The following is a 16,707-nucleotide window of genomic DNA, read 5'->3' on the forward strand; positions in this document are numbered from 1 at the left end:
CGACTGGCGGGGCTTGCTCGTCGCGGCAGCCTGCCGAAGGTGCCACGACCTAGCCTGATCTCCTCGTGACGAGCTGCTTTGGCCACATGCCGCTAGCATGTCTCTGGTCGAAGACATAGCGCCAACGAGTGATGTCGCAAGTTCACTCCGTTGATATCGAGATAACTGTCTAGCAACAGCGTTGAGCGCAAAGCAGGCTTATGCTTCGCTGCGATGACTGTCGGCCTGCCTGGTGTCGATACAAACACTGCCGTCTAGCTCCATTTCAAGTGTCGAGTGGCTGACTTTGAATTGCTCATGAAGTACTCGTTTTAAATCAGTCTTTACTCGTTCAATATCGGGCAGGCTAGCCTTCTTGATGACAACATGTGCTTCCAGTGCGATTGTATGCTCAGCGATTTCCCATACGTGTACGTGGTGAACACTCACAACGTCGTTTACATGTTCCATGATATTGATTATGTCGGCGATGGAAACTCCTTCTGGCGCGCCCTCCATCAACAAGTGAATGGTTTTAGGTAGCATGCTAAAGCCCTGCCATAGCACGTAACCAGCAATCATCAGCGTCAGGACAGTATCTGTCCAATACCAGCCATACAGGAGGATCAATGTTCCGGCAATAATAACGCCGACGGAGGCCAACGCATCCGACACGTTGTGCAAGAATGCCGCCTTTATATTCATGCTATTCTTAGACATTGTGTAGGTGAGCAAGGCCGTAGCGATATCTACAATCAAGGCTATTCCCGCCACCACGACCACTGTCCATCCTTCAATGGGCTGTGGGGAAAAAAACCGACCTATAGCTTCGTAGATGAGGTAGAGACCAACGATAATCAGCGTGACCAAGTTAATCAAAGCCGCTATGGTTTCACTGCGTCGGTAGCCAAAGGTTTTAAAAGCATCTGGCGGTTTGCGGCCGATCTTACGTGCGATGAGCGCAATAACCAGTGATGCAGCATCGCTCAAGTTGTGTAGTGCATCCGCTATGAGCGATAAGCTCCCAGAAAGTATCCCGCCAACAACTTGTGCCAGAGTTAGTGCAGTATTAACGCCAATAGCTGCGATTAAACGCTTATCACCCATGGCTTCGGTGTTATGGTTATGTTCGTGAGCCATATTTTTACCGCTCCTTAAAAACTAGCGTAAGAAAAATAGGGGAGCCAAACGACCGCCCATAAGAGATAATAAAAATACTAGCGCCTATACCATCTGGCCCTCCAAGCCACACTGACAGAAAATGCGACCACCCTCGAGCGAGTTCGTGCGTTATCGTCTTTAACTCGCCGACAACAGGTCGATCTCTCTCAAACGATAAACGACGTTGCTCGCTAATGATATGGATTATGCGGTGCCATGATCTGAAGATGACAAAAATGTAATCTTCCAATCAATTTTGTCGTAGGCTCAAGCCCCTTGCAGATTGGTGCGCCTTGTTGCTGCAATGACGAAGCAAGGCGCTCATGTCACTCCACAATGGAAGCATTACATTTCAATAATGTAATGCTTGGCTCATGCTGCTGTTAGCTTCAGTCAGGCAAAATTCATTCGAACCTGTAGAGCTCACCGAGAAAGCTCAGCAAGCCACCTTTGAATTTAGCGAGGACTGCCCTATGAATCTGTTGAAAGCTATTGTTGTTGGTTTGGTAATTTTCGGCTCCGCATCGTCTTATGCAGGAGATGGATACGACCGTTCAATGAAATTTAATGAAAAATTCCGAGCAGATCAAAAGCGAATTCACGGAACCGAATCCGCCGAAAAAAAAGCAAACGAGTTGAAGGTTAATGATATTCGCCAAGATCAGAACAACACGGAAATTAAGAAAGAAACCAAAGCTGACTAACCGCTTAATATCTGAACGATATCCGCCGCCGGCAGCTTCCAAGCACCGTTGGAAGCAGTTGTACTCTAAGCGCCCTTCGGGGCGCTTTTTTGTGTCCATCACTTGCCCGCAACATCGCTACCAGCGAATCGCCCCGGCCTTTATAGGCCGTTTCGTTAAGTCAGGCCGCTATCGCCTGATCTGTCTGTTATTAGCGTTCGCAAGAGCATATCCGATTGAGCTGAACAGACGCTGGTGGCGTACAACGCATCCACGTCAGGGTCGCCATCTCAACGGCCTCGCGGTTCGTCCATGATTGAAGGTGTCAGCTCGGCCTTGTAAAGCCCGCTGATCGTTCCAGCCAGGGCGTTTTCGTAGCTATCGCCCGTGCTGCCGCCCGGGGCAGGTCAGCCGCTGCTTGCATAATCTTTCGTCAGCTCACCGTGGGTGAAAGCCATCAGCCGAGGAGGCGTATGTAGCGCGGAGTCATACGCACTAAGCGCTGAGCACCCTTTCTATTCACCGTTTAGATGCATTAGACCTACGCTATAAAGGCTTTGCTGCCCGCTGCGCCGCCGCTGAATCTTAGCACTCCGAAACCAACACGCCCCGTTCTCGCGAGCTAGCAAGAACGGGGCGTTGTGTGCCGCCATCCAATCTCTAGCTTGTTCTGTCAGCGGCCAACGCGATTTCTTGCTCCTCCAATTCGTCTTCGCGCCGATGAGCCAGCTGGTAGAGCAACGGCAGTACCAATAGCGTTAGCACCGTTGAGGAGAGAATCCCCCCGATCACCACCGTCGCAAGGGGGCGCTGTACCTCTGCACCGGTACCCACATTCAAGGCCATCGGAACGAACCCGAGTGAAGCCACCAAGGCTGTCATCAATACCGGCCGTAGCCGGGTCAGAGCGCCCTCGCGGATCGCGGTGCCCAGAGGTAAACCTTGCTCCCGTAGGCTACGGATGAAGGAGATCATTACCAGGCCATTTAGAACGGCGACGCCCGACAGAGCAATAAAGCCAACTCCTGCTGAAATGGACAATGGGATATCTCTCAGCCACAGCGCAACAATGCCTCCGGTGAGCGCAAATGGAATCCCTGTAAACACCAACAAGCCGTCTTTGACATTGTTGAACATCATGAAAAGCAGAATGAACACCAGGAGCAGCGCCACAGGGACGACAATCTGCAGCCGCTTCGTTGCAGATTCAAGCTGCTCAAAGGTACCGCCCCAGTCGATCCAATAACCTGACGGGATATCTACCTGGGCCTGGATTTTCTGTTCTGCCTCAGATACGAATGATCCAATGTCCCGACCACGGACGTTTGCACTAACGACAATTCGCCGTTTCCCTTCCTCTCTACTGATCTGATTCGGACCGGGGGCCAAATCCAGAGTGGCCACCTCGCCGAGGGGGATATAACTTATGGCGCTGTTTAATTCCCTTGGAAGGGCAATTGGGAGCCTCTCAATTGCGGCGAGATCGCTTCGTATCTCGTCCGGTAAACGAACTACGATATCGAAACGCCGGTCTCCTTGAAACAAGGTGCCTACCTCTCGGCCCCCGATGGCTACTGCAACCGCTTGCTGTACAGTATCTAAACTCAGGCCGTATCGTGCGATTTGATCGCGATCGATATCAATCGTGAGCATAGGAAGGCCAGTCGTTTGCTCGACCGTAACCTCGGAGGCGCCTGGTACTTGTCCTAGCACCTCGGACACTTCCGCCGCCGTGCTGTTAAGAACCTCCATGTCATCACCATAGATTTTCACGGCTACAGCGGCACGAACACCGGAAATCAACTCGTTGAAACGCAGCTGAATAGGCTGGGAAAACTCGTAGTTATTGCCCGGTAACTCAGCGGCGGATGCTTGGACCTCGCTTAAGAGTTCGTCGCGCGACTTGCCTGGATCCGGCCACTGCTCTTGTGGCTTCAGCATGACGTACCCGTCAGAGATGTTTGGAGGCATGGCATCGGATGCCACCTCCGCAGTGCCTGTGCGCGCAAAAATCCGCTCGATCTCCGGAAACTCATCCATGAGCTTTCGCTCCAGCTGCTGCTGCATCTCGACAGACTGACTAAGGCTGGTAGCCGGTACACGAAGGGCTTGGATAGCGAAGTCCCCCTCGTTGAGGCTAGGCACGAATTCACTGCCCATACGTGCCCCTACGAGGCCGGAAAGTACAACTGCAACAACGGCAAAGGTGAGCACTACTGGCTTGTTGGACATCACCGCATCGAATGCAGGTGCGTAGGCCCGTTTAGCATTGCGGATTAGAAAGTTTTCCTTCTCTGTAACACGCTTGCCGATAAAGAGCGCAACGGCTGCCGGGACGAACGTCACCGAGAGAATCATCGCCCCGAATAGCGCTGTCACTACGGTAAACGCCATGGGCGTGAACATCTTACCTTCTACCCCTGTAAGGGCGAATATCGGCAGATATACGATCATAATGATCAGCTGCCCATAGAGTAGAGGCCGACGCACTTCCTTTGCCGCAGCGAACACTTCATGAAGCCGTTCGGACAGCGTTAATGCCCGCCCGTGATGGGACTGAGCGTGAGCAAGTCGACGCACGCAGTTCTCAACAATCACCACGGCACCATCGATAATGATGCCGAAATCCAATGCGCCTAAGCTCATCAGGTTGGCGCTGACCTCGTTGGCTACCATGCCGGTGAACGTAAAGAGCATCGCCAGCGGTATAACAAGTGCGGTTAGGATCGCCGCACGGATATTGCCCAAGAAGAGAAAAAGTATAACCACAACAAGAATGGCACCCTCAGTGAGGTTCTTCTTAACGGTGGATATAGCTTTGTCTACGAGTACAGTTCGATCGTAGACAGTAATCGCCTTTACGCCCTCTGGAAGCGAAAGGTTTATCTCTTTCATCTTGTCATCGACAGCCCTAGAAACTACCCGGCTATTTTCACCGATAAGCATGAAAGCCGTACCTAGAACCACTTCGCGGCCATTCTCGGTGGCTGCGCCAGTACGGAGCTCCTTTCCAACCTCTACCGTCGCAACGTCGCGGATACGTACTGGGGTACCGTCAACGTTGCTAATAAGGGTATTGCGGATGTCCTCTACTGATTGCATTTGTCCTGGAGCACGAACAAGATACTGCTCGCCGCGTTTTTCAATATATCCGGCACCTAGATTGTTATTGTTTTGCTCAACCGCCTCGATCAAATCTTGTAGTGTTAGTCCAAACGACCGCAAAGTGTCTGGGTTGGGGGCGATCTGATATTCCTTTGCATATCCTCCGATCGTATTGATCTCAGTTACGCCTGGTACATTGCGGACTTGCGGTTTGATGATCCAATCTTGAATCTCACGCAAGTCAGCAGAGGTATAAGGCGTACCGTCCGATTTGGTGGCACCGTCCTCAGCTTCAACCGTCCAAAAATAGATTTCGCCAAGCCCAGTGGAAATAGGGCCAAGTGTTGGAGTGACGCCTTCCGGAAGCTGATCTTTGGCCCCTCCCAAGCGCTCATTCACAAGTTGGCGGGCAAAATAGATGTCAGTGCCTTCCTCAAAAATAACTGTGATCTGAGAAAGTCCATATCGAGACAAGGAACGGGTCTGCTCGAGCTTGGGCAGCCCAGCCATTACCGTCTCGAGCGGGTAGGTAATACGCTGCTCCACTTCCAGCGGGGAATAACCTGGCGCCGCAGTGTTGATTTGCACCTGTACGTTGGTGATATCCGGGACAGCATCGATAGGCAGCTTTTGGTAGCTGTAAGCTCCTAACGCTGCCATGCCAAGCACGGCTAGCATAACCAACCAGCGATGCTCGATAGAAAAACGAATGATACGTTCGAACACGATTCTATAACTCCGTATCAGTGAGCATGCGAGGCGCTGGCTTTGCCAAGCTCGGACTTGATGATGAAGCTGTTATCCAAGGCATAGCGCGCTCCGGCCTGGAGGCCTTCCTTGATTTCGACCGCTTCACTATCGCTGCGACCAGTCACGATTGGCTGAGCAGCAAAGCCATGGTCGGTCCGTACAAACACCACCGGATTATCTTCCAACGTGTGGATCGCATCGGGCTTGACTGCAACCGGCACGGACACTCCGCCAGAGCCTACCCGCACTTTGACGAACAGGCCGGGACGCCAAACACCTTCCGGGTTCGGAAGCGTGACCCGGGCGGTAGCGGCGCGGCTTTGCTGACCAACAAGTGAGCCGACATAAGAAACGGTTCCATTGGCACTGGACTCGAATGCTGTGGCCTCGATAACGGCATTGCTGCCGACTCGTACCGCGCTGAGTGCATTGGCAGGAACGCTGATATCTGCCCAAACGGTAGAGAGATCGGAAATGATGAATATCTGGTCGTCGGTATTGACTGACTCGCCGAGCGTGATGTCCTTCTCAACGATCATCCCATCGAACGGCGCCCTGAGTTCGTAGCGGCTCAATGCGTCTGGCTTGCCAGCATCACTGCCAAGCGCTTGTAGCTGTGCTTTTGCATTCGCAACAGTCAGCTCTGCTTCCCGTAGAGCCTGTTGTGCCTGTAAATAATCCTGTTCTGCAGAAATACGCTCTTCCCATAGCTCCTTTTCGCGTCGATAGGTTTTCTGAGCCAATGCAAGACGTTTTTGTGCCGCGTAGAACTCGCTTCTACGTTCCGACAGGTCGGTACTCGCGATCACAGCAAGCACTTGCCCCTGTTTGACCTGTTCGCCCAAATCGACTTTGACCGCTTCAACGACACCTGAGAGACGAGGCACAACTTGCGCTGTGCGGTCTTGGTTGAATGTAATTTCGCCAGGCAGCTCGATTGCGCTTTTTATCTGCGCAGGCTGAGCGGTTGCTAGCGAGATGCCCGCGGCTAGGATTTGGGTCTCAGAGAGTTCAACCTCTGCTGCTTCAGCGTGCGCCGCTCCCTCAGGGCCATCGTCATGCTCATCTTTCTCTGCCGCACCGACCTCGTGATCGCTATCGGCGCCTTCTTCATCATGGCCATGACCTCCTTCGGCTTCGGTATTCTCATCCGAATGCCCTTCATCTTCATGCTCCGAAGCGCCACCATGCTCGCCATGCGCGTCGCTCGCATTGGGCACGGCAGGACTACTGCTAAGAAGTAATCCACCAAGCACCAGTGCCACGCCTAATATGACGACGATCCAAAAAATCTGTTTTTTGTGAACAGCCAAGGAAGATGTGTTCGATTTACTTGTCATATGGATTCCTTATGGCTGAGTGGCCGAGGTGATAACGGCCGACCCATCGCCGACAATTCGCGAGATTTCTGCCGCCGCCTGGTTAGCTTGTGATAGCGCAGACAGATACTGAGATCGGGCTTGGAAAAGCGTGCGTTGAGCATCCAGTACGTCAAGGAACGTGAACTTTCCAAGTTCGAACCCCTTGTTGGCAGCTTCATAAGCGCTTTGGGCACTGGGGAGCATGTCGTTGCGCAACAGTTCAAACTGCTGGCGGGCAGTGCGCAGCCGCATGTGCGCTTGGGAAAGTTCGCTTTTCAGGCGTATATGGACGGCGTTGAGCTCGTCCTGCGCCTGGTAGGCCCGTTCCTGCGCTGCTCCGATGTTGCCTTGGTTTCGATCAAACAACGGCAGGGGCATCGAGATACTCACCAGTCCCAGCGTGCCGTTATATTCATCTGAGCGTTGGGCACCTACGCTAACCGTCACGTTAGAAAAGCGATTCGTCCTTTCCAGCTCCAACGCAGCCCGACGTCTTTCTGCTTCCCGACGCGCGCGGGTTAGTTGAGCGGAATCGCTCAAGCGGCTATAAAGCTCAGCTAGTTCGGGAAGCGGAGGTACTGCCTCTGCCGGCTCTAGTACTCGCTCAAAGCGTGGCTGTGGGTTTCCCCAGTTGGCCGCCAGACGAGTGCGCGCAGCTTCGAGTTCAGCTGTGGCCTGGGCAAGCTCCACTTGCACTCCAGTAGCCGCAACCCGCGCCCGGGTTTCCTCTACGGGAGAAACCATGCCGGCCCTCACACGCCGATTGGCCACGTTCACTGCTTGCTTCGCAAGCTTTGAAGCAGCCTGAGCGAGCTCCAGCCGTTCTTGAGCAGTAAGCACATCGTAGTATGCGCCCATCACTGCCCCCCTCAGTCGAGCTTGAGCGTCCTGTAGGTCGGCGGCCGCTACGTCCATGGCGCGTTGCGCTGCCTCAATACGAGCCGAACGTTTACCACCCAGCTCTATTTCTTGGCTCAGCTCAAGCGTCGTCTCGGGGGCATCACCTCGGATTCCCTCCTGGCTAGCGGACAATATTGGATTCGGACGCGCTCCGGCTTGGCTAATCAATGCGCGAGAAGCAGCCAGCTCACGTCTTGCAGCAGCCAGTTCAGGGCTTGCAGAGCTAGCGAGTTCCAAGGCGCGTACAAAGCTTATGGAGTCGACAGACTCAACGGGGAAGGTATTTGACACACTGACAGGTAAGGTCTGTGTGAAGGTCGGCAACTCTAAGGGTTGCGCAAAGGCGAGATTGCACGACAACATCGACAACCCCAGCGGTAAAAGAACTTTTCGCACCGAAATCTCCTAGAAAAGGGAAGGTTCGGTGAGACGTCAGATACAGATAAATGGCGTCCTACTGGTTAATCTGGCGTCTCACCGGCTTTGCACCGATGCGCCAATTAGGTTTCTCAGGACGCCCCGCTTCAGCCGATGCGTAGCTAGCAGAAGAAAACGGTTTCAAGCTTATTGATAATACCGAACCGGGAGAAATCCCTTTCCTTATAAGCGGCTTGATATGGTCGCCATGAAAGACACAGTCTCCATCCAGACTGATTTTTTTTGCGGCTTTTGACGATCCTTCCTCGTCAGCACCCAGAGACTCGTGCGAATGTTCGTGATGTCCAAGATGATTTGCTGCCGAACCATCCTCATGTCTGCAGCTCGTGCTAACAACTGCCCATGATGATTGCAATGGGAACAGGGCTAGCAACAACAGCAGAACTATTTTTCTCATCCAAGGCAAAACGATGACTTCCTGGTTTAGATGTCGAATCCAATCATAGAGCTACCCCCGCCAAGACGCGGAACACAGCGCCGCTACTGCGACAGTGATTCGTCCTGGGTTTAGGACACAATACACGAAAGCGTTGGCGGCGGCAAAAACTGAGTGCAACACCTGACCTTTCCGGTACGGTGCTGCCCCTATGTCTTATACCGAACTCAGCGTTGAAGAGCGCGCCACCATTCAAATCGGTCGTACCCAAGGCTTCAGCCTGCGCAGGATTGCCTGCTTGATCAACCGATCCCCTTCGACCATCAGCCGTGAGCTGCGCCGTAACCGAGGTGCTTGCGGTGGCTACTCGGCCCGCCTGGCCCAGCAGCAAATGCAGGCCCGCCGCCAGGTTTGTCGACCGATGCGAAAACTGTTGCCGGGTAGCGAGCGCTTCGAACTGGTGACCCATATGCTGCGTGAGCGTTTGTCTCCCGAGCAGATTGCCGGCAAGCTGCGCAGCATGAACATACCCAACCTGCGAGATGCCTACGTCTGTCGCGAGACGATCTACAACGCGATCTATGCCCTGCCAGTGGGTGAGCTGCGTAAGGAGCTGATCATCTGTCTGCGCCAAGGCAAGACGACGCGCCGGCCGCGCTCTGGTGGCGTGGATCGGCGCGGCCAGATCCCCGAGATGGTCAGTATTCATGTGCGCCCGCCGGAGATTGAAGACAGGCTGATGCCGGGGCATTGGGAAGGCGACCTCATCAAGGGTAAGGCCAACGCCTCGTCCGTCGGTACGCTGGTGGAACGCACCAGTGGCTACCTGATGTTGGTGAAGATGAACGACGCGACGGCGACTTCGGCGCTGGAAGGCTTCAGCGCCGCGCTCAATAGCATGCCGCTGGAGATGCGCAAGAGCATGACTTACGACCAGGGCCGGGAGATGGCGCGACACGCCGAGATCACCCAAAGAACCGGCGTGGCGATCTACTTCTGCGACCCGCACAGCCCCTGGCAGCGCGGCAGCAACGAAAACATCAACGGCCTGATTCGCCAGTACTTGCCCAAGGGCACAGACCTGTCGGTACATAGCCAGGAGGAGCTGGACGCCATTGCGCTGCAACTGAACATGCGACCGCGCAAGCGCTTCGACTTCAAATGCCCCATCGAGGTGATGGGAGAGGTCATGCAAAATGCCATGGCAATGCGGCATGATGCTCCGGTTTCAATTCAATAACCGTGTTGCACTCAGCTCCTGCAACCGCCGTTTTTATCAGCCTCGCCAAGCCGGGGAGATAACTGATGGCCATGGGGCTGACTTTAAAGAAGAGTGGATAACGACCGCGTGACCGCAACATTACAAATCTGTAATCGAGGATATGCGCGATTGCTTGCCTCTCAGATAACAAAATAGTAATTTGCCGCTAATCCTGCGGTCATCTGCAGGGAAGAACTTGCCTAAGCGCTAAAAAAAAGCGAAAGGCGTCATTTGAGCACTGACCTGCCGTACACCAGGAGCATCATCATGAGCAAAATGGCCGTTTTTTCACTAACAGCCCTTTCACTGGCATTGGGCAGCGCCCCGGTCTTTGCCCAATCGGAAACAGCGGAGGGCTTCATCGAAGGCAGCACGCTATCGCTGATAAATCGCAACTATTATTTCAATCGAGATTTTCGCGACGGTGAGAGTGCGACCGGCAATGGCTACTCTGAGGAGTGGGCTCACGGGCTGATGGCCTTCTTCGAGTCCGGATATACCCAAGGCTCGGTGGGGATCGGCGTCGACGCCTTCGCCATGCTCGGCCTCAAGCTCGATTCTGGATCAGGACGTTCCGGTGCTGGCGGAACCGTCGATCTTCTCCCCTACAATAGCGCCGGCGATGCCGAGGATGACTTTTCTCGAGTAGGGGGGGCCGTGAAAGCACGGTTCTTGGGCACCGAGATCAAGGCAGGCGATGTATTTCCCGCTACTCCTGTCGTGCACTTTGGTGACGCACGGCTGCTGCCGGAGTCTTTCAAGGGTGTCACCGTTGTGAACAACTCGCTGGACGACCTCACCCTCCAGGGCGGCCGCCTGCACGCGATGAGCCAGCCCAATACCAGCAACACGAACGATGACTTCGTCACGTTTTATGGCGGCGGCGTCGACTCGCCTTGGCTCGGCTACGCAGGCGGCGACTATAGCGTCAACGAAAATCTTAGTCTTAGCCTGTATACCAGCCGGCTCAAGGATGCCTGGAACCAACATTACTTCGGTCTATCGGCCACCTATCCGCTTTCCGATGTCGTCGCGTTGCTGGGCAGTTTCAACTACTACAAGGCAACCGACGAAGGCCGCGAGTTGCTGGGCGAGTTCAACAACAACATCTGGAGCTCCAGCCTGGGTGTCGCCTTCGGCGCGCACACCGTCACGGCGTCGTATCAGCGAAACAACGGTAACAACGACTTTGACTACTTGCGCCAGGCGGACTCGATCTACCTGAATAACTCCATCCAGTACAGTGATTTCAACTCACCTAAAGAGCAGTCCTGGATGCTGCGTTATGACCTGAACATGGCGGGTTACGGCATACCTGGGCTTACGTTCATGACTCGCTACGCCCGCGGCTGGGGCGCCGATTACAGCAACGCAAATGAGGTATATATGCGCCAAGACGATAACGGCGCGCCTCTGTCCGGACAGAAGCGCTGGGAACGCGACGTCGAAGCACGCTACGTTGTACAGACAGGCTCGTTCAAGGACCTCTCTCTGCGGGTGCGCCAGGCTACAACACGGGCGACTGCTTTCGAGTCCGACCTCAATGAGGTTCGATTCATCGCCGAGTACCCGCTCTCGATCCTGTGAAGCACTACGAGCAACACCACATCTTCTTTTTGTGCTCCCTTGGTTTGAAGATGTGTTTCAGGCGCCCGTAGGGCGCCTTTTTTTGCTTAAGTGCACCTCCTTGCGCTGCGGGCCAACCAAATGACAGGTAGATTACAAATTTGCAAGACAGCCCCGCAGGACTTTTACCGCGTTAAAGTGCTTCCCGCTTCCCTGTGCAGGTCATTTCGCCTCTGCCTTTCACCCTAGAGCCAAGCCTCTTTCGTCTTGACCCTATAGTTACTACATGGATTATTTTTGGTTCCGCTTACCACGCACCTCCTTGCCGAGTTACCTGAAAACATGCGCATTCTGGTTGTAGAAGACGAGATCAAAGCTGCGGAATATCTGCAGCAGGGTCTTATCGAATGTGGGTACATCGTCGATTGCGTAAGTGATGGGCTAGATGGATTTCACCTGGCACTGCAGAACGACTATGACATCGTGCTACTGGATGTGAATCTGCCAAACATGGATGGGTGGGAGGTGCTCGAACTCATCAGGCGGCGTAAGCAGACACGCGTCATCATGCTGACCGCCAATGGTCGCTTAGAGCAAAAAGTCCGCGGTTTGGAGCTGGGTGCTGATGACTATCTGGTCAAGCCGTTTCAGTTCCCTGAGCTGCTCGCTCGTATCCGGTCACTGTTGCGGCGAGGCGAGGCAGTCGCACTTCCAAGCAACCTGCGTGTAGCCGACCTCGAACTGGACCCAAGCCGGCATCGGGCCTACCGGAATGGTCAGCGTATTGATCTCACCAGCAAAGAATTTGCGTTATTGCATCTGCTCATGCGCCGGACTGGCGAAGTCCTCACGCGTACCGAAATAACTGCCCTGGTGTGGGACATCAACTTCGACTGCGACACCAATGTGGTGGATGTTGCGATTCGTCGCCTGCGGATGAAAGTGGACGAACCCTTCGGCGATCGCCTGATACACACCATCCGGGGTGTGGGCTACGTGCTGGAGGCGCGGCCTTGAAGCCACTCAGCCTCGCATCGCGTCTCGCGCTTCAAATCACACTTACCGGCGCCGCTTTGGTCGCGCTGCTGATTGCACTGAGCTACTGGGTACTGGTGCGCCAACTGGAACTGCGCGCCCAGGAGGAAGTGACGGCCAAGCTCTCGCAGATCGATCATGGACTCCTCGAAGACACCAAAACCCGTATGGGCCGTTCCTGGCAACACGTACTGAGCGATACGGTACTCGGCCATGACAACCTTTCGATTACAGTCATCGGCGATACAGCGAAATCACACATTTTCAGTATCGGCCGCTTCGCCAAAGAGCTGCAGCAGCTGGATCTTGTGAGCAGGGACGGCGACTATCTTGGCTGGACAACGAAAGATGGGGTGCAGATGCTAAGCGGGCGCAAGCGAATTCAAGTCCCGGGACTGGCTCCAATGACGCTTTTACTTTCGCAAGACCGCAGTGCCGATCAACGGCTGGTGGCTGCGTTCCTGCGCTCGGCCTTAGTGACCGTGCCGATGCTACTGATATTAATCGGATTGGCTGGGTGGCTAATCGCTCAAAATGGTTTGCGACCGCTGCGCAGGTTCCGGGCGTTGGCGACTAAGGTATCGACACAGGACCTATCACCCCGAATCTGTAGCGATCGGCTCCCACAAGAGCTCCAGGCATTGGCGCACAGCCTCAACGTAATGCTTCATCGACTCGATGACGGCGTTCAGCAACTGACACAGTTCTCGGACGATGTGGCCCATGAGTTGAAAACTCCGTTGAACAACCTAATAGGCAAGGCGCAGGTGACTTTGGTACGAGAGCGAAGCAAAGAGCAGTATCGCGAAGTGCTCGAATCGTCGGTCGAAGAGCTCGAACGCATGGATCGAATCGTGTCAGACATGCTGTTTCTTGCCCAGGCCAGCCACTCCAGCCCGGCACTGAAGCTCGAAAAATTATCCTTAGGAAGTGAGGCGAGGCGCGTATGTGAATACTTCGAAGTCCTCGCCGAAGAAGCGGGAGTTGCAACGACAGTAACGGGCGATGCCGTGGTTTTAGGAAATCGGCTTATGGTCCAACGGGCGATTTCCAACCTGTTATCCAACGCGTTGCGGCATTCGAATACTGGCAGCACGGTCGAACTTAAGATCCTTGAGGAGAACGTAGACATTGTCTCGCTGACTGTCACCAATCATGGCGCGACTATCGAATCGGATCATCTCCCACACCTGTTCGACCGCTTTTACCGCGTGAACGGCATACAACCTCGTGGAGCAGGCTTGGGGCTAGCGATTGTCCGTTCAGTGATGAACCTCCACAAAGGCCACGTGGCCGTCGCCAGCAAAGACGGTCAGACCACGTTTGAACTCACGTTTCCTCGGCAGGCCTGACTCAAAGTGATACCGCACGGAGACAGCCATCACTACGAAGGGGCAAAAACCACAGGGACAAACAACCATTTCGAGGGCATGCGCGTTGGCCGGGTAACCAGGCCCGCAAGCCCCAACGCCGTTCATTTAATGCATGCGTCCTCGCTAATTCCGGCGAGAATGCCGCAAGCCTCAACTTCCCGCCCATCGTTGCAATTAGCCCGCAGTGAAACGAGTTGTCGTTCGAGTGATTGCAGAGCGGTTATCTGGGATCTGACTTGAGAAATGTGATCATCGAGTAAGGCATTGACGGCCGTACAAGGCTGGCGAGGGTCATCCTGGTAGCTTTGGAGTGCGTGAATCTCTGGAAGTGACAGATTCAAGATTCGGCAGCGCCGGATGAAAGCTAGCCGCTCGCCATGCTTCTCGGTGTAGACACGATAGCCGTTCGCCTGGCGATCAGGCGGTGGCAACAAGCCCTGCTGCTCATAGAAGCGGATCGTCTGTGTATCAATCCCTATTAGCCTTGCTAACTGACCAATGCGCATCGTGTGAATCCTCATCGGCTCTGCGTTATTGACCTTATAGTAGCTATAAGGCTTTTAATGATCCCATCTTCGATTTCAAGTGGAGCCGTATCATGAGCAAGTCCGATGGTCCCTGCGGCTGCGATGCGACGCCAGCCGCTGATGCCGATGTGCAAAACCCTTCCGATACGACGGGGCAATGGGTCAGTGTTTACGCCGTGCCCAAGATGGATTGTCCATCAGAAGAGCGAATGATCCGCTTGGCGCTGAATGGTTTGGACGGAGTTCGGAAGCTGACTTTTGATCTGTCGGACCGTCGGTTAGATGTCATGCATGACAGTGCCGTTGAGCCCATAACCAAAAAGCTGGCGACGTTAGGGCTAGGCGCCACTCTTCAGAAAACTGTCGCGGCAGACCCAGAGATGATCAAAGCCGCCGAGAATCCGGCGAACTCTACACAGGAATCCCGCTCCCTACGTTTACTGCTAGGCATCAACGCCTTCATGTTCGTGGTAGAGATGACTGCTGGCCTGATTGCCAGGTCCGCAGGTCTGATTGCCGATTCGCTCGACATGTTCGCTGACGCGGCAGTGTACGGCCTGGCCCTTTATGCGGTTGGGCGCAGCGTCAATCTGCAGGTGCGTGCTGCACACCTTGCTGGTGTGCTCCAGCTGATTTTGGCCCTCGGCGTGCTCGTAGAGGTGGTCAGACGCTTTATATTCGGCAGCGAGCCCGAGTCGCTGATAATGATGGCCGTCGCGTTCCTGGCATTGCTCGCCAACACGGGTTGTTTGCTGCTGATTTCCAAACACCGGGAAGGTGGTGCTCACATGAAAGCGAGCTGGATATTCTCCGCCAATGATGTGGTCATCAACATGGGCGTTATAGTCGCCGGAGCGCTCGTCGCTTGGACTGGGTCCAACTACCCAGACCTGATTATCGGTACCGTTGTGGGATTCATCGTTCTCAACGGCGCTCGGCGTATTCTGGCACTCAAGGGTTGAAGGAGCTCCCGTTACAGAAAAAGGGTGTCTTCATGCCTGTAAGCCATCCGGGTCTAGCGGCGTCAGCTAAAACTGGCGACGCCGCTTTAGCCGTTGGCGGATGGTGGGTATTGCAGAACGTGGGCTGCAAAGTCCATCAGCGAGACGAAGCCGCACTGATCGGCTTTCCTTCACGCTGTTGGTGGTAGCCCCGCTTAACCAATCAGCTCTACGAATGCCTGAGTGATCACAACCGCTGCGGCCAATGCGCGAACGGACTTTGGGAGCGCCATCGTCAGGAAAAGCACTACAAGCGAGTTGTGAGTGCTTGAACTGAAGGCCGATAGCTGGAGGCGACCTCGATGTGCGCTAGTGCTACGTTCTAGTGACAGTCCCCGTGCCCAAAATGTGGTCTGCAAATTCGATCAGGCTAGCTAATCGGTCAGGACCACGGATGGCATCGCGCTGGAGGTGGAAGCCATGCATTCCCAGCCTTTCGGGACCGAACACATCGGCCTCCAATGTATCGCCGATCATTGCAATGGAAGACGCTTTGCAACCCAACCGCTTTAGCAGATGTTCGTAGATCGCTGGCTCCGGTTTGATCGCGCCCACCTCGAAGCTCCAGGCATAGGCGTCAAACTCAGGCAGTAGCAACTTGGCAGGTATGGCATAGGGGGTAGCCAAGTTGGAGCACAGCGCCACTTTCAGCCCCGCTCTCTTAAGGCTTTCCAGTGCCCGCAGGGCATCATCATAGGGACGCACGCTGGCCAGTTCCGCGTAGAGATCAAGCTCCAAAATAGCAAGCTCATCGTTACCTAGTTGTGTACCAAACAGGTCGGCGGCGCCGGCCAGCCCCAAGTTTCGTGTCATCAATGTCCTGGCATCATCGGCCCTAGGTTGACGACCTTGGCTGCGTACCTGTTTTAAGAGCTTGCGAAATGGCCGCCGTCGTTCACTGATTTGCAGGAGTGTGCCATAGACATCAAAAATTACGGCTTCTATCAAAACAGAGCACCTGCGCTTAGGCTTTGCACGGTTCGGTATTCATTAAAAGAAAGCGGCCGGGCTTCGGATAAGGGAGGCATAGGCTAGGCCAGCAAGCGGTATTCGCGCGAGCTACTTTTTTCAGCAGCTCGCTTCAGCATTCGTACGACCTGACATACCGGAGAACCTGACAGAAATGTAATGGTTACTTCAGCCTTTGGTCAGGACGCTTTGCATATATTGGTTGTCGGACGCTGTAAGCAT

12 protein-coding genes and 2 pseudogenes are annotated in these 16,707 nt (G+C 54.4%); 6 read left to right on the forward strand and 8 right to left on the reverse strand.

The genetic code is table 11. The annotated features are described in order from the left end of the window. Positions 1-198: 198 nt before the first annotated feature. The gene (locus P5704_016845; protein ID WOF77702.1) at positions 199-1,119 is read right to left on the reverse strand and encodes a cation diffusion facilitator family transporter; all 921 of its coding nucleotides are present in this window, start codon (positions 1,117-1,119) and stop codon (positions 199-201) included. A 395-nt stretch (positions 1,120-1,514) separates the two neighbouring features. Between P5704_016845 and P5704_016850 the strand changes: the two genes are divergently transcribed. Beyond that, a complete protein-coding gene (locus P5704_016850) occupies positions 1,515-1,844 on the forward strand; it encodes a hypothetical protein (GenBank protein WOF77703.1) in 330 nt (109 codons plus the stop codon). Between the two features lie 168 nt (positions 1,845-2,012). Here the strand turns inward: P5704_016850 and P5704_016855 are convergent. The 4 genes and pseudogenes from P5704_016855 to P5704_016870 form a co-directional block, all read right to left on the reverse strand. Next, positions 2,013-2,218: pseudogene (locus P5704_016855) on the reverse strand (IS3 family transposase). A 265-nt stretch (positions 2,219-2,483) separates the two neighbouring features. Then, on the reverse strand, positions 2,484-5,654 hold the full coding sequence (locus tag P5704_016860; protein WOF77704.1) for a CusA/CzcA family heavy metal efflux RND transporter: 3,171 nt from the start codon (positions 5,652-5,654) through the stop codon (positions 2,484-2,486). Between the two features lie 17 nt (positions 5,655-5,671). Further along, positions 5,672-7,018, reverse strand: a complete 1,347-nt coding sequence (locus P5704_016865) for an efflux RND transporter periplasmic adaptor subunit (GenBank protein ID WOF77705.1) — start codon at positions 7,016-7,018, stop codon at positions 5,672-5,674. Between the two features lie 9 nt (positions 7,019-7,027). Continuing rightward, positions 7,028-8,335: a TolC family protein gene (locus tag P5704_016870; protein WOF77706.1), complete on the reverse strand. Its 1,308-nt coding sequence runs from the start codon at positions 8,333-8,335 to the stop codon at positions 7,028-7,030. A gap of 629 nt (positions 8,336-8,964) precedes the next feature. Between P5704_016870 and P5704_016875 the strand changes: the two genes are divergently transcribed. From P5704_016875 to P5704_016890, 4 genes are all read left to right on the forward strand, one after another. Next, positions 8,965-9,993 (forward strand): IS30-like element ISPsp7 family transposase, encoded by a 1,029-nt coding sequence (locus tag P5704_016875; GenBank protein ID WOF77707.1) that lies wholly within the window; start codon positions 8,965-8,967, stop codon positions 9,991-9,993. Between the two features lie 288 nt (positions 9,994-10,281). Continuing rightward, complete coding sequence (locus P5704_016880; GenBank protein ID WOF77708.1) at positions 10,282-11,601, forward strand: OprD family porin; 1,320 nt, start codon at positions 10,282-10,284, stop codon at positions 11,599-11,601. Positions 11,602-11,922: 321 nt separating this feature from the next. Further along, positions 11,923-12,597 (forward strand): heavy metal response regulator transcription factor, encoded by a 675-nt coding sequence (locus tag P5704_016885; protein ID WOF81266.1) that lies wholly within the window; start codon positions 11,923-11,925, stop codon positions 12,595-12,597. Continuing rightward, positions 12,594-13,967 carry a heavy metal sensor histidine kinase gene (locus P5704_016890; protein WOF77709.1) on the forward strand — a complete coding sequence of 458 codons (1,374 nt, stop codon included), beginning with the start codon at positions 12,594-12,596 and terminating at the stop codon, positions 13,965-13,967. Before P5704_016885 ends, P5704_016890 begins: the two co-directional genes overlap by 4 nt. Before the next feature lie 122 nt (positions 13,968-14,089). Here the strand turns inward: P5704_016890 and cadR are convergent, their stop codons facing one another. After that, on the reverse strand, positions 14,090-14,494 hold the full coding sequence (gene cadR, locus P5704_016895) for a Cd(II)/Pb(II)-responsive transcriptional regulator (protein WOF77710.1): 405 nt from the start codon (positions 14,492-14,494) through the stop codon (positions 14,090-14,092). Positions 14,495-14,586: 92 nt separating this feature from the next. Between cadR and P5704_016900 the strand changes: the two genes are divergently transcribed. Next, positions 14,587-15,477, forward strand: coding sequence for a cation transporter (locus tag P5704_016900; GenBank protein WOF77711.1), 891 nt, complete (start codon positions 14,587-14,589; stop codon positions 15,475-15,477). 194 nt (positions 15,478-15,671) lie between these two features. Here P5704_016900 and P5704_016905 read toward each other — a convergent pair. Then, positions 15,672-15,797 (reverse strand): annotated as a pseudogene (locus P5704_016905) (arsenic resistance protein). Between the two features lie 34 nt (positions 15,798-15,831). After that, positions 15,832-16,464 (reverse strand): HAD family hydrolase, encoded by a 633-nt coding sequence (locus P5704_016910; GenBank protein ID WOF77712.1) that lies wholly within the window; start codon positions 16,462-16,464, stop codon positions 15,832-15,834. Positions 16,465-16,707: the final 243 nt, after the last annotated feature.

Origin of the sequence: Pseudomonas sp. FeN3W (assembly GCA_030263805.2) — a bacterium.
In the GTDB taxonomy this organism is placed as follows: Bacteria; Pseudomonadota; Gammaproteobacteria; order Pseudomonadales; family Pseudomonadaceae; genus Stutzerimonas; species Stutzerimonas stutzeri_G.

Coding starts and splice junctions, on each gene's coding strand:
- P5704_016845 (WOF77702.1), bottom strand. CDS start 1,119: ATGGCTCACGAACATAACCATAACACCGAAGCCATGGGTGATAAGCGT.
- P5704_016850 (WOF77703.1), top strand. CDS start 1,515: ATGCTGCTGTTAGCTTCAGTCAGGCAAAATTCATTCGAACCTGTAGAG.
- P5704_016865 (WOF77705.1), bottom strand. CDS start 7,018: ATGACAAGTAAATCGAACACATCTTCCTTGGCTGTTCACAAAAAACAG.
- P5704_016875 (WOF77707.1), top strand. CDS start 8,965: ATGTCTTATACCGAACTCAGCGTTGAAGAGCGCGCCACCATTCAAATC.
- P5704_016880 (WOF77708.1), top strand. CDS start 10,282: ATGAGCAAAATGGCCGTTTTTTCACTAACAGCCCTTTCACTGGCATTG.
- P5704_016885 (WOF81266.1), top strand. CDS start 11,923: ATGCGCATTCTGGTTGTAGAAGACGAGATCAAAGCTGCGGAATATCTG.
- cadR (WOF77710.1), bottom strand. CDS start 14,494: ATGCGCATTGGTCAGTTAGCAAGGCTAATAGGGATTGATACACAGACG.
- P5704_016900 (WOF77711.1), top strand. CDS start 14,587: ATGAGCAAGTCCGATGGTCCCTGCGGCTGCGATGCGACGCCAGCCGCT.